The organism is Streptomyces cahuitamycinicus, from assembly GCF_002891435.1.
GTDB classification, from domain to species: domain Bacteria; phylum Actinomycetota; class Actinomycetes; order Streptomycetales; family Streptomycetaceae; genus Streptomyces; species Streptomyces cahuitamycinicus.
Genome location: NZ_POUC01000229.1, coordinates 1 through 12624, shown reverse-complemented (window position 1 = coordinate 12624; position 12624 = coordinate 1). Strand labels below are relative to the sequence as shown.

The following is a 12624-nucleotide window of genomic DNA, read 5'->3' as shown; positions in this document are numbered from 1 at the left end:
GGGGACCGGCTGGTGGGAGGCGTGGGCGCTGTCCGCCCCGCCTGGTGCTGCGGGATCGGGCAGGTGGCTGCCGTTGCTGTTGTTCACGAGGGCGAGCACCTCCTCGACGTCGAGGTCCTCGGCGTCCTCACCGGCACGGGCGCCGTGCGGAGTCATCCGGCGTCCGGGCGGGTGTCGGGCGTGGCGTCGGGGGCGACATCGCCCGCGGAGGCCTGCGGCTCGCCGGAGGGCCGGTCCCCGGAGGTGCTCTCCTGCGCCCAGCGGGCGGCGAGGGCCACGGCCTTGCGGGCGGCCTCGGCGACAGCCTCGGGGCCGCCGCCGGACTGCGCGGCCGCGTAGCCGACGAGGAAGGTGGTCAGCGGCGCCGCGGGCCGGGCCACACCGTGGGCGGCGTCGCGGGCGAGGTCGAGCAGGCCGCGGGTGTCGACATCGAGGTCGATCCCGAGTTCGTCCTTGACGGCGGAAATCCATTCATCCAACACGTGCCCATGCTCCCTGATACGTGCCCTGGCGGTGGCGATGTCGCCCCAGGTGTCGCAGTCGAAGGACGCGACGGGGTCGGAGATGCGGGTGAGATCCAGCTCGGCGGTGAGACGCCGCAGGGGCAGACCGGCGAGGGCGCCGTGCCGGCCGGCGAGGAGCGCGAGTTCCTCGCGCAGCCGCGGCGCGCGGTAGGCGGCCACGAGTGGCTGGTCGCGGCCGCCGGGGTCGGTCAGCAGCACGCCGTCGCGGCCGCTCGTCCGCAGCGCGCTCAGCATGCGGTCCACGGTCGGCTCGTGCAGGAACGGCAGGTCGGCGGAGAGCACCACGACGTGCTCGGCCGTGGTGTGGCGGAGCCCGGCGTCCAGCGCGGCGAGCGGTCCGCCGCCGGGTGGGTCCTCGCGGGCCCAGGTCACGGGCCGTGCGGTCGGGCGGGGAGCGGCGACGACGACGGTGGTGCGAGCGCCGGTGCAGGCCGCGAGCACCCGGTCGAGCAGGGGACGGCCGCCCACCCGTACACCGGGTTTGTCCGCGCCTCCGAGGCGCCGGGCGGCGCCGCCGGCGAGCACGACGGCGTCGTACCGGGCGGGGCCGGCCCCTTGTGCGGGGCCGGTGGCGGCGCCGGGTTCACCGGTGGGCTGGTAGGCGGTCACCCTCCGAGTATGCGTGCCCCCGCGATCACACGGAACGCGGGGGAAGCGACGCGATCACGAACGCCGGCTCGGAGGACCAGGCGTCACAGCGTCCGCAGCAGCACCGCCGGCTGTTCCACGCAGTCCGCGACGTACCGCAGGAAACCGCCCGCGACGCCGCCGTCGCACACCCGGTGGTCGAAGGTGAGCGAGAGCTGGACGACCTTCCGCACCGCCAGCTCGCCCTCGTGCACCCATGGCTTGGGGACGATGCGGCCGACGCCGAGCATGGCGGCCTCGGGGTGGTTGATGATCGGGGTGGAGCCGTCGACGCCGAAGACGCCGTAGTTGTTCAGCGTGAACGTCCCGCCGGTGAGGTCGCCCGGCGTGAGCGTCCCGGTCCGGCCCGCCTCGGTCAGCCGGGCGAACTCGGCGGTCAGCGACTCCGCGTCGCGCGCGTGCGCGTCCCGTACGACCGGGACGACCAGGCCCCGGTCGGTCTGCGCCGCGAAGCCCAGGTGCACCTGGCCGAACCGGACGACCTCTCTGGCCTCCGCGTCCACCGTGGAGTTGAGCTCGGGGAAGCGGGCGAGGGCGGCGGTGCAGATCCGGGCCAGCAGGGCCAGGAGGGAGATCTTCGGTCCGCCGGCCGCGTTCATGGCCGTGCGCGCCCGCATCAGCTCCGTGGCGTCGGCGTCCACCCAGCAGGTGGCGTCCGGGATCTCGCGGCGACTGCGCGCCAGCTTGTCGGCGACGGCGCCCCGGATGCCCTTGAGCGGGGTGCGGACCTCGGCGGGGGCCGCTGTCGTCGACCCCGGCGCGGCGAGGGCCGGGCCCGGTGTCTGCGGCACGCGCGGGTGTGCCTCGGCCGCCGGCGCCGCAGTGGCGCCCCGGCCGGCGGTGCGCAGGGCGTCCTCCACGTCCGCCCGCAGGATCAGCCCGTCGGGGCCGGATCCGGTCAGCTCCCGCAGGTCCAGGCCGTTCTGCCGGGCCAGGCGGCGCACCAGGGGCGAGATCACGGGGACGGGCCCGTCCTCGGTCGCCGGGCCGCCCGCCTGCCCGTCCACCGCCGCCGCGGCACCCGCGGCGCGCGCGTCGACCGGGGCAGCGGCGGCATCGGCCCGCCCGTTCGCCGCCCCGGCGGCACCGGTCTGTCCGGCTGTGGCGGACGCGCCGGACACCGGCCGCTCCCGCCGGACCCGCCGGCGGCGCGCGGGCGCCTCGGAGGTGCCGTACCCGACCAGGACGTTGCCCGAGCCCTCGGTGCCGGTGTCGCCGGTGCCGGCGGTGGGCTGCTTCTCCCCCACCGCCACCGTGATCAGCGGCGCCCCGACGGGCAGTTCCGTGCCCTCCTCGCCGAAGCGGGCCGTGACCACACCGCCGTAGGGGCACGGCACCTCGACCATCGCCTTGGCCGTCTCGACCTCGACGACCGGCTGGTCGATGGTGACGAGGTCCCCGACCTCGACGAGCCACCGCACGATCTCCGCCTCGGTGAGCCCCTCCCCGAGGTCGGGCAGCTTGAACTCCAGGCTGTGCATACCAGAAGCGTGTGCCATCAGCTCTCGGCCTCCCACTGCAGACGCCCCACGGCGTCCAGGATCCGGTCCACACCGGGCAGGTGGTGACGCTCCAGCATCGGCGGCGGGTACGGGATGTCGAACCCGGCCACGCGCAGCACCGGCGCCTCCAGGTGGTGGAAGCAGCGCTCCGTGACCCGGGCCGCGATCTCCCCGCCCGGGCCGCCGAAGGAACCCGACTCGTGGACGACGACCGCGCGTCCCGTCCGCCGTACCGAGGCGCACACCGTCTCGTCGTCGAACGGCACCAGGGAGCGCAGATCGACCACTTCGAGGTCCCAGCCCTCGGCCCGGGCCGCCTCGGCCGCCTCCATGCAGACGGGTACGGAGGGCCCGTACGTGATGAGCGTGGCGCTCCGGCCCGGGCGCCGCACCACCGCGCGGCCTATCGGCTCGACGGGCGCCGGTTCCTCGGGGTTCCAGGCGTCCTTCGACCAGTACAGCCGCTTCGGCTCCAGGACGACGACCGGGTCGTCGGAGGCGATGGCTGCGCGCAGCAGCCCGTAGGCGTCGGCGACGGTGGCGGGCGTGACGACATGGAGCCCCGGAGTCGCCATGTAGTACGCCTCGGAGGAGTCGCTGTGGTGCTCGACGCCGCCGATGCCGCCGCCGTAGGGGACGCGGATGGTGATCGGCAGCGGCATCTTGCCGCGGGTGCGGTTGCGGGTCCGGGCCACGTGCGAGATGAGCTGCTCGAACGCCGGGTAGGCGAACGCGTCGAACTGCATCTCCACGACCGGCCGCAGGCCGTACATCGCCATGCCGACGGCGGTGCCGAGGATTCCCGCCTCGGCGAGCGGGGTGTCCGTGCAGCGGTCCTCGCCGAACTCCTTGGCGAGTCCGTCGGTGACGCGGAAGACGCCGCCGAGGGTGCCGACGTCCTCGCCCATCACGTGCACGGCGGGGTCGGCGGCCATGGCGTCGCGCAGCGCGCGGGTGAGGGCCTGCGCCATGGTGGCCGGCTTGACGGCGACGGTGGTCATCGGTGCGTGCCCCCCTCGGTGTCGGCCTCGGCCTCCAGCTCGGCCCGCAGCTGGTCCCGCTGCTCGCGCAGCTGGCCGGTGGGTTCGGCGTAGACGTGGGTGAACAGGTCCATCGGGTCGAGGACCGGGTCCTGGTTCATGTGCTCGCGCAGGGCCGCCGCCATGGTCTCGGCGTCCTGGCGGGCGGCCTCGATGCCGGCCTCGTCGAGCAGGCCGCGCCCGGTCAGCTCGCGCTCCAGCAGCTGGACCGGGTCGTGCTCGCGCCAGGTCTCGACCTCGGCGTCGACGCGGTAGCGGGTCGCGTCGTCGGCGTTGGTGTGGGCGTCGACGCGGTAGGTGATCGCCTCGACGAGGGTGGGGCCGCCGCCCGCGCGGGCGTGGCGTACGGCGTCGGAGAGCACCTCGTGCACGGCGGCGGCGTCGTTGCCGTCGACCAGGCGGCCGGGCATGCCGTAGCCGACGGCCTTGTGGGCCAGCGACGGGGCCGCGGTCTGCTTGGCGAGCGGGACGGAGATCGCGAAGCCGTTGTTCTGCACGAAGAAGACCACCGGGGCCTGCCAGACGGCGGCGAAGTTCAGCGCCTCGTGGAAGTCACCCTCGCTGGTGCCGCCGTCGCCGACCATCGCCAGCGCGACCACGTCGTCGCCCTTGAGGCGGGCGGCGTGCGCGAGGCCCACGGCGTGCGGCAGCTGGGTGGCGAGCGGGGTGCACAGGGGGGCCACCCGGTGCTCGTACGGGTCGTAGCCGGTGTGCCAGTCGCCGCGCAGCAGGGTGAGCGCCTCGACCGGGTCCACACCCCGGGCGACCACGGCGAGGGTGTCGCGGTAGCTGGGAAAGAGCCAGTCCTGCTCCTTCAGCACGAGCGCGGCGGCGACCTCGCAGGCCTCCTGGCCGGTGGTGGAGGGGTAGACCGCGAGACGGCCCTGCTTGGTGAGGGCGGTGGCCTGCGCGTTGTAGCGGCGGCCCTTCACCAGCTGCGCGTACAGCGTCCGCAGCAGCTCAGGATCGGCCTTGGCGGCCGCCTCGGTGCCGAGGACGCGGTACGGCTCCGCGTCGGGCAGCAGCGGCGCGGGATCCGTGCGCGGCTGCCAGGCGGGCGGCGGGGTCGGCCGGTAAGCGCCCCGCTGCTCCATGACCGTCATGACGGCACCTCCTCGTGGGAGCGGCTCGAAGAGGCGCGTCGGCTGTGACCCGCCTCACCTACCGATTGTTCGGTCGACGGCACAATTTGGCTATGGGTGGCCTCAGGCTGTGGACAAACGGTTCTCCACGGCCTGAGATGGACGCAGTACGTCCATGGTAGGGAGGTCGGCGCAGGTGGCATCTGAACAAATGGCCGAGCGGCAGGACGACGGCGGCGCGCTGCCGCCGGCGCGACCTCTGGACGCCATAGATCAGGACATCCTGCGCATGCTCCAGGCGGACGGCCGCGCCTCGATACGTTCGGTCGCCGAGCGGGTCCACGTCTCGCGCGCGAACGCCTACGCCCGCATCAACCGGCTCGTCGAGGACGGCGTGATCCGCGGCTTCGGCGCCCGCGTCAACCACGAACGGGCAGGTCAGGGCACGTCCGCCTACATCACGCTGAAGATCGTGCAGAACTCCTGGCGCACGGTGCGCGAGGAGCTCAGACAGCTGCCCGGGGCCTCCCACATCGCCCTGGTGGGCGGCGACTTCGACGTGCTGCTGCTGGTGCACGTGTCCGACAACCGGGCGCTGCGCGAGCTGGTGCTGACCCGGCTGCAGGCGATCCCGCAGGTGCTCAGCACGCGCACGCTGCTGGTGTTCGAGGAGGAGGACCTGGAGCCGCAGGGGTGAGGTCCGCTCCCCGCCCACGCGCGGGTACTCACGCAGAGGGACGCCGTCAGGCGGCTTTGCGCAGCCCTGAGAAGGCCACCTGCACCACCGCGTCGGCCACCTCGCGCTCGTTCATGCCGCGGCCGTCCGGCCGGTACCACTCGACGATCGAGTTGATCATGCCGAAGACCAGCCGGGTCACCAGCCGGACCTCTATGTCGGCGCGCACGTCCCCGTCCGCGGCGGCGGCCTTGAGCAGGTCGGCGACGCGGTGGTCGAAGTCGCGGCGCCGGTCGAGGGCCCACCGCTCGGTGTCGGTGTTGCCCCGCACGCGCAGCAGGAGGGTCACGTAGGGCAGTTCGGCGATGAGCACCTCGACCATGCGCCGGACGACGTACTCGAGGCGGTCGGCGGCACGACCCACGCGCGCGTGCTCCTCGCCGAGGATCCCGAAGAGCCCGTCCAGGGCCCGGCTCACCGCCCGGCGCAGCAGTTCCTCCTTGCCGGCCACATGGTGGTAGATCGACGACTTGGAGATGCCGGCCGCCTTGGAGAGGTGCTCCATGGAGGTGCCGTCGTAGCCACGCTCGTTGAACACCCGGACGGCGACGGACAGCAGCGTGTCCGGGGTGTAGGTGTCGCGCTTGGCGGTGGTCATGAGACTGTGCCTTCCCGCGGGTCGGGGGCGTGGGCGTGGCGGTACAGCGCCAGGGACGGCGCGTAGCGGCCCGAGGGTTCGCGCCGGTGCAGGTCGTCCAGGAGCACATAGGCCCAGGTGCGGCCGAGGCGGCGGCTCCACTCGAAGGGGCCCAGGGGGTAGTTGACGCCGAGGCGCATCGCGGTGTCGATGTCCTCCTCGGTGGCGACGCCCTTGGCGACCGCGTCGTGCGCCAGGTCGATGATCCGCGCGACCGTGCGGGCGACGATCATGCCGGGCATGTCGCCGATGAAGCTGACCTGCTTGCCGAGCGCCTGGAAGAGGCCGGCGGCCTCCGAGACGACCTGCGGGGAGGTGTCCTGGGAGGCGGACAGGGCGATCCGGGTGGCCCGGCGGTAGTCCAGGGCGAGGTCGAAGTAGACGATGTCCCGGAACTCCACGGCGGTCTGCCCGTCGGCTGGGACGAGCCGGCCGCCGCTCGGGAGCAGCAGACAGGCCCCCTGGTCGTCGTCGTCGCTCTCGTCACGGACCGGGATGCCCGCCTCGCGGATCAGCCCGAGCAGCTCGGCGGCCGGCCCCAGATCGCCCTCGGCGACGACGTACGCGGGCGGCTGCCGCCGCTCGGCGGTGTCCGGCTCACGGCGCTCGGCGCCCTCGCGGTGGTCGTACCAGCCGTGGCCGGTCTTGCGGCCGAGCCGGCCCGACTCGACCAGGCGGCGCTGGGCGAGGGACGGCGTGAAGCGCACGTCGTGGAAGAAGGACTGCCAGACCGACTGCGTGACGGACTCGTTGACGTCCTGGCCGATCAGGTCGGTCAGCTCGAACGCTCCCATCCGGAAGCCGCCCGACTCGCGCAGCACGGCGTCGATGGTGGCCGGGTCGGCGCCCTGCGCCTCGTAGACGGCGAAGGCCTCGGCGTAGAAGGGCCGGGCGATGCGGTTGACGATGAAGCCGGGGGTGTCCGCGCAGGCGACCGGCGTCTTGCCCCAGGCCCGGGCGGTCTCGTACGCGCGCGTGGCCGACGAGACGTCGGTGGCGAACCCGGACACGACCTCGACCAGGGGCAGCAGCGGCGCGGGGTTGAAGAAGTGCAGGCCGACGAACCGGCCCGGGATGCGCAGGGCGCCACCGATGGCCGTGACGGACAGCGACGAGGTGTTGGTGGCGAGCAGGCAGTCGTCGTCGACGATGCCCTCCAGCGCGCGGAACAGGTCCTGCTTGACGTCCAGCCGCTCCAGGACGGCCTCGACGACCAGGGCGCAGTCGGCGAGCTCGGACAGGTCCTCGGCGGGCAGCAGCCGGGCTCGGGCGGCGTCCCGGTCGGGGCCGGTGAGCCGGTCCTTCTCCACTAGCCGGTCCAGCCGGGCGCCGATCGCCTCGGCCGCCTCCCGGGCCCGCCCCGGGACGGTGTCGTACAGCCGTACGGGATGGCCCGCGACCAGCGCGACCTGGGCGATTCCCTGGCCCATGGTGCCGGTTCCGACGACGGCCACGGGACTGCTGAGGTCGAGTGCTGTCATGTGCGCGATCCTCCCGCACGGGGTTTTCCACAGATGCGGCGGACCCCCTTGAACCGACCGATCGTTCGGTTACTCTAGCTCTGTCCGAGTGTTCACGCCCAGGTTTCTGCCCAGGTCATGAACTCGACGAGGAGTTCTTGAGACGAGGAGTTGGTCACCCATGACCGCCGCACTCTCGGCGCACGAGCTGATCGCCCGGCACCGGTCCACCCTCGACCAGGCGCTGGAAGCGATCCGCACCCGCGCGTACTGGTCCCCGCACCCCGAGCACCCGAAGGCCTACGGGGAGAACGGCAGCCTGGACGCGGCGGCGGGCAAGGCCGCCTTCGACGCCCTGCTCGGCTCCCGCCTCGACCTCGGCCAGCCGGGCACGGACGACTGGGTGGGCGGCGAGACGTCCCCCTACGGCGTCGGCCTCGGCGTGACGTACCCGCACGCGGACCTCGACGTGCTGCTGCCCGCCATGAAGGCCGGACAGCGGGCCTGGCGCGACGCGGGCGCGGAGCAGCGCGCGGTGGTCTGCCTGGAGATCCTCAAGCGCATCAGCGACCGGACCCACGAGTTCGCCCACGCGGTCATGCACACCTCCGGCCAGGCGTTCATGATGGCGTTCCAGGCGGGCGGGCCGCACGCCCAGGACCGCGGCCTGGAGGCCGTGGCGTACGCCTACGTGGAGCAGGTGCGCACGCCCGACAACGCCGAGTGGACCAAGCCCCAGGGCAAGCGCGACCCGCTGGCCATGAACAAGCAGTTCACGCCGGTCCCGCGCGGCATCTCCCTGATGATCGGCTGCAACACCTTCCCGACGTGGAACGGCTACCCGGGCCTGTTCGCCTCCCTCGCCACAGGCAACGCCGTCCTGGTCAAGCCCCACCCGCGCGCGATGCTGCCGCTCGCGCTCACCGTGCAGGTCGCGCGCGGGGTGCTCACCGAGGCCGGCTTCGACCCGAACCTCGTCGCGCTGGCCGCCGAACGCCCCGGCGAGGGCATCGCCAAGACGCTCGCCCTGCGCCCCGAGATCCGCATCATCGACTACACGGGCTCGACCGAGTTCGGCGACTGGCTGGAGGCCAACGCCCGCCAGGCGCAGGTCTACACGGAGAAGGCCGGCGTCAACACCGTCGTCGTCCACTCCACGTCCGACTACAAGGGCATGCTCTCCAACCTGGCGTTCTCGCTGTCCCTCTACAGCGGCCAGATGTGCACCACCCCGCAGAACCTGCTGGTCCCCCGCGAGGGCATCGCCACCGACCAGGGCCCCAAGTCCTACGACGAGGTGGTCGCGGACCTCGCCAAGTCCGTGGACGGTCTGCTGGGCGACGACGCCCGGGCGAACGCGCTGCTGGGCGCCATCGTCAACCCGGACGTGAAGGCCAGGCTTGAGGCCGCTTCTGGACTGGGCGAGGTCGCCCTGGCCTCCCGGGAGATCGCCAACCCGGACTTCCCGGGGGCGGTCGTCCGCACGCCGGTGATCGTCAAGCTGGACGGGGCCAAGCCGGACGACGAGGCCGCCTACATGAGCGAGTGCTTCGGACCGGTGTCCTTCGCCGTGGCGGTCGACTCGGCCGCGGACGCGGCGGAGCTGCTGCGCCGGACCGTCCGTGAGAAGGGCGCGATGACCGTCGGGGCCTACACGACCGACCCGGAGGTCGAGCAGGCCGTCCAGGAGGTCTGCCTGGAGGAGGCGGCGCAGCTGTCGCTGAACCTCACGGGCGGGGTGTACGTGAACCAGACGGCCGCCTTCTCCGACTTCCACGGCTCGGGCGGCAATCCGGCGGCCAGCGCGGCACTGTGCGACGGGGCGTTCGTCGCCAACCGGTTCCGGGTGGTCGAGGTGCGGCGGGACGCCTAGAGGCGCCCAGAGGGCCTGTCGTCCTCCAGGAGCTCGGGGGTTCTCGTCGTCGCGCGAGTACCCGCCGCGGTGGGTAGCTCGCGCAGCTCCCCGCGTCCCTGAAGGGACGCCCCGAAGCCCGCGCTCCAGTGGTAGAGCGTCATCGCCACACTCGTCGCCAGGTTGTAGCTGCTGACCTGGGGGCGCATCGGGAGGGACAGCAGATGGTCCGCCCGGGCGCGCAGTTCGGCCGACAGGCCGGTGCGCTCGGAGCCGAACGCGAGGACGGCGTCGTCCGGGAGCTTGACGCCCCGGATGTCGTCGCCCTCCGGGTCCAGGGCGAACAGCGGGCCCGGCGGCAGCTCGTCGGCGGCCAGCCGCTCCACCGCCGTCGCGAAGTGCAGACCCGCCCCGCCGCGCACCACCGTCGGATGCCAGGGGTCGACCGTCCCGGTCGTCACCACACCGGTCGCCCCGAAACCGGCGGCCAGACGGATCACCGCACCCGCGTTGCCCAGGTTGCGCGGGTTGTCGAGGACCACGACCGGGGCCGTGCGGGGCGTCCGGGCCAGCTTCTCGAGGCTGGACTCGCGGGAGGGCCGCACCGCCAGGGCGGCCACCGCCGTCGGGTGCGGGCGGGGCACGAACGACGTGTACGTCTCGTACGGCACCTCCGTCAGCAGCCCGGCCAGCACGTCCCGTACGTCCGGCGCCAGCTCGTCGGCGAGGGCGAGCGCGGCGGCCCGGTCCGCGGTGACCGCCACCGGCACCTCGGCACCGAAACGCAGCGCGTGCTTGAGGGCGTGGAACCCGTCGAGCAGGACGGTGTCGCCGGCGAGCCGGTGCCAGAGGGTCACGGGGTCGGTCATGCCCCGGAGCCTACGTGCTCGGCGTCGTGCTTCTCATGGGCCCGCTGCCCGGGCAGGGACACCCGCCGGCCCCGGCGCGCGAGCCGGGCACACGCGTGTGCCGCCCGGTCGCCCAGGCGGCGCAGGAAGCCCGTCGGCAGGAACACCGCGTCCGCCGCGATCATCGCCAGCGAGAAGAACGGCAGACCGAGGACCACGGCGATCACGGCGTGCTCGGTCATCATCACCGCCAGCAGGACGTTCTTCACCCGCCGGTTGAACAGGGTGAACGGGAAGGCGACCTGCACCAGGACCGTCCCGTAGGTCACCAGCATCACCATCGTGCCGCTGGCCGACAGCAGATCGGCGAGCCCCGGCCAGGGCGAGAAGTACTCCAGGTGGAGCGGGTAGTAGACCGCGGTGCCGTCCTGCCAGCGGGAGCCCTGGACCTTGTACCAGCCGGCCGTCGCGTAGATCAGGCACGCCTCGGCCATGATCACCAGCAGGGCGCCGTTGTGCACGACGTTGCCGATCACGTCCAGCAGGATCCGCGGCTCACCGGTCCCGGCCCGCCGCCCGACCAGCCACCACAAGCCCTGCACCACCCACACCGTCCACAGCAGTGCGGGTATCAGCCGGTCGACCTCCATCCGGCCCACCAGGGTGACGGCGACCAGCACGAACCCGAACACGCCCCACAGCACCGGCCCGGTCCGGTCCGTGACCCGCTCGCCCCGCACCCGGGCCGCCCGGTCCCGCACCGCCCGCCGAGCGTCCAGCGACCACACCTGGGCACACCTCGTGAAGACCAGGTAGATCGACATCAGGTGCAGCACGTTGTCGCCGCCGTCGCCCATGAAGACGCTGCGGTTCTGCAGCGACAGCACACCGACCATGAACAGCACCGACATGGTGCGGGTGCGCCAGCCCAGCATCAGCAGGACGCCGGAGAGGACCGCGAGCGCGTAGACGATCTCGAACCAGACCCGCCCGTCCGACCACATCAGCGCGGTGAAGGCGCCGTTGGACGCGATCAGCTGCTGGGCGAGATCCCAGCTCCAGGGGCCGTCGGGACCGTACAGCTCGTGGCGGTGGGGGAGCTCGCGGAGCAGGAACAGCAGCCAGGTGGCACTGAAGCCGATACGGATGACGGCCGTCTGGTAGGGGCCCAGGGCGGCCTCGGTGACACGGGCGATACCGCCCGAGACGGCCAGCGAGAAGCGGTTCACCGCACGCCTCCCGCGGCCTCGTCCTGCGGGACCTTCCACCACGGCAGCTCCCGGTAGGACGGCGTCGTGGAGACCTTCTCCCGGCTCCACCCGGGCGGCGGCACGTTGCTGGTCCGGGAACGCACCTGCACCCGCTCGACGACACCGTCGCCCCCGGTCGCGGCCCGTACCGCGTCGTCACGGTCCAGACGCAGCACCATGATCCGGCGCAGATACGACTCCGAGAGCGAACCGCGCAGGCCCACCGGACGGTTCTCGCTGTCATGCGTCGCGACGTAGAAGTCCCAGGCCCGGCGCAGTTCGTTCTGCTGGGTGTGGCTGGGCAGCAGATTGCCGTCGATGGCCTTGCCGTCCTCGGCGGACAGGTCGTACCAGCCGGTGGTCATTGTCATGCCGTCCGGCCCCCGGACCCCGGCGCGGACCTGGATCGAGATGTTCTGCTGCAGCGGGTTCGGCGCGAAGAGCTTCCAGTTCTGCTCGAACTCCGGGTAGATCCAGTCGTCCACGGCCTCGCCGTGCGCCTTGGTGACCGTGTTCGCCGGCGCGACGTGCAGGAACGTCATCCCCAGATGCACACACACCCCGACGGCGACGACCGCCAGCGCCAGGGCGACCCCGATCCGGTAGCGGAGGGAGAGCGCGGCGACGCCGGTACCGGGCTCGCCGAACGGGTACGGGACGGCGGGGCCGGGCGGTTCTGCGGGCCCGGACGGTTCTGCGGGCCCGGACGACCCAGCGAGCCCGGAAGGCCGAGCGAGCCCGGAAGGTACGGCGGGCCCGGAAGGTACGGCGGGCCCAGGCAGCCCAGCGAGCCCCGCCGGTTCTGCGGGCCCCGCCGGTTCTGCGGGCCCTGATCGCACGGTTGGATCGGGGGCCCCGGGCGGCACGATCGGATCGGTGGCCCCGAATGGCAGGACCGAATCGGTGGCCTCGGACGGCACACCGGGACCGAATGCCTCGGAAGGCACATCCGGACCGGCGGCCGGGGAATGCGTACCGGGACCGGCGGTCCCGGAAGGCGCGCCTGGACCGGACCTGTCTCTTATACACCTCTGACGCTGCCGAC

11 protein-coding genes are annotated in these 12624 nt (G+C 73.0%); 2 read left to right on the top strand and 9 right to left on the bottom strand.

The window, feature by feature from the left end; genetic code table 11:
- Window positions 1-152: 152 nt before the first annotated feature.
- From C1J00_RS26495 to pdhA, 4 genes are all read right to left on the bottom strand, one after another.
- Complete coding sequence (locus tag C1J00_RS26495; RefSeq protein WP_102911550.1) at window positions 153-1133, bottom strand: NTP transferase domain-containing protein; 981 nt, start codon at window positions 1131-1133, stop codon at window positions 153-155.
- An 83-nt stretch (window positions 1134-1216) separates the two neighbouring features.
- Window positions 1217-2671: a dihydrolipoamide acetyltransferase family protein gene (locus C1J00_RS26490; RefSeq protein ID WP_102911549.1), complete on the bottom strand. Its 1455-nt coding sequence runs from the start codon at window positions 2669-2671 to the stop codon at window positions 1217-1219.
- Window positions 2671-3675, bottom strand: coding sequence for an alpha-ketoacid dehydrogenase subunit beta (locus tag C1J00_RS26485; protein ID WP_102911548.1), 1005 nt, complete (start codon window positions 3673-3675; stop codon window positions 2671-2673). The genes C1J00_RS26490 and C1J00_RS26485 overlap by 1 nt, the downstream gene beginning before the upstream one ends.
- Complete coding sequence (gene pdhA / locus C1J00_RS26480) at window positions 3672-4817, bottom strand: pyruvate dehydrogenase (acetyl-transferring) E1 component subunit alpha (protein ID WP_102911547.1); 1146 nt, start codon at window positions 4815-4817, stop codon at window positions 3672-3674. Before pdhA ends, C1J00_RS26485 begins: the two co-directional genes overlap by 4 nt.
- A gap of 154 nt (window positions 4818-4971) precedes the next feature.
- Here pdhA and C1J00_RS26475 point away from each other — a divergent pair, with 154 nt between their 5' ends.
- Window positions 4972-5493, top strand: a complete 522-nt coding sequence (locus C1J00_RS26475; protein WP_391123743.1) for an Lrp/AsnC family transcriptional regulator — start codon at window positions 4972-4974, stop codon at window positions 5491-5493.
- A 46-nt stretch (window positions 5494-5539) separates the two neighbouring features.
- Here C1J00_RS26475 and C1J00_RS26470 read toward each other — a convergent pair whose 3' ends face one another.
- Window positions 5540-6130 carry a TetR/AcrR family transcriptional regulator gene (locus tag C1J00_RS26470; RefSeq protein WP_102911545.1) on the bottom strand — a complete coding sequence of 197 codons (591 nt, stop codon included), beginning with the start codon at window positions 6128-6130 and terminating at the stop codon, window positions 5540-5542.
- Complete coding sequence (locus C1J00_RS26465; protein ID WP_102911544.1) at window positions 6127-7650, bottom strand: 3-hydroxyacyl-CoA dehydrogenase; 1524 nt, start codon at window positions 7648-7650, stop codon at window positions 6127-6129. Before C1J00_RS26465 ends, C1J00_RS26470 begins: the two co-directional genes overlap by 4 nt.
- A 160-nt stretch (window positions 7651-7810) precedes the next feature.
- On the opposite strand from C1J00_RS26465, the gene paaN reads away from it, so the two are divergent.
- On the top strand, window positions 7811-9502 hold the full coding sequence (gene paaN / locus C1J00_RS26460; protein ID WP_102911543.1) for a phenylacetic acid degradation protein PaaN: 1692 nt from the start codon (window positions 7811-7813) through the stop codon (window positions 9500-9502).
- Here the strand turns inward: paaN and C1J00_RS26455 are convergent.
- Genes C1J00_RS26455 through C1J00_RS26445 form a run of 3 tightly spaced genes read right to left on the bottom strand, consistent with a single transcriptional unit; the run spans window position 9499 to window position 12418 of the window.
- Window positions 9499-10350, bottom strand: coding sequence for a TrmH family RNA methyltransferase (locus C1J00_RS26455; protein WP_245936509.1), 852 nt, complete (start codon window positions 10348-10350; stop codon window positions 9499-9501). The two genes, paaN and C1J00_RS26455, sit on opposite strands and share 4 nt — an antisense overlap.
- Window positions 10347-11558, bottom strand: a complete 1212-nt coding sequence (locus tag C1J00_RS26450; RefSeq protein ID WP_102911542.1) for an HTTM domain-containing protein — start codon at window positions 11556-11558, stop codon at window positions 10347-10349. The genes C1J00_RS26455 and C1J00_RS26450 overlap by 4 nt, the downstream gene beginning before the upstream one ends.
- A complete protein-coding gene (locus C1J00_RS26445; protein ID WP_102911551.1) occupies window positions 11555-12418 on the bottom strand; it encodes a DUF5819 family protein in 864 nt (287 codons plus the stop codon). Before C1J00_RS26445 ends, C1J00_RS26450 begins: the two co-directional genes overlap by 4 nt.
- Window positions 12419-12624 lie beyond the last annotated feature (206 nt).

Coding starts and splice junctions, on each gene's coding strand:
- C1J00_RS26455 (WP_245936509.1), bottom strand. CDS start 10,350: ATGACCGACCCCGTGACCCTCTGGCACCGGCTCGCCGGCGACACCGTC.
- pdhA (WP_102911547.1), bottom strand. CDS start 4,817: ATGACGGTCATGGAGCAGCGGGGCGCTTACCGGCCGACCCCGCCGCCC.
- C1J00_RS26490 (WP_102911549.1), bottom strand. CDS start 2,671: ATGGCACACGCTTCTGGTATGCACAGCCTGGAGTTCAAGCTGCCCGAC.
- paaN (WP_102911543.1), top strand. CDS start 7,811: ATGACCGCCGCACTCTCGGCGCACGAGCTGATCGCCCGGCACCGGTCC.
- C1J00_RS26475 (WP_391123743.1), top strand. CDS start 4,972: ATGGTAGGGAGGTCGGCGCAGGTGGCATCTGAACAAATGGCCGAGCGG.
- C1J00_RS26485 (WP_102911548.1), bottom strand. CDS start 3,675: ATGACCACCGTCGCCGTCAAGCCGGCCACCATGGCGCAGGCCCTCACC.
- C1J00_RS26470 (WP_102911545.1), bottom strand. CDS start 6,130: ATGACCACCGCCAAGCGCGACACCTACACCCCGGACACGCTGCTGTCC.
- C1J00_RS26465 (WP_102911544.1), bottom strand. CDS start 7,650: ATGACAGCACTCGACCTCAGCAGTCCCGTGGCCGTCGTCGGAACCGGC.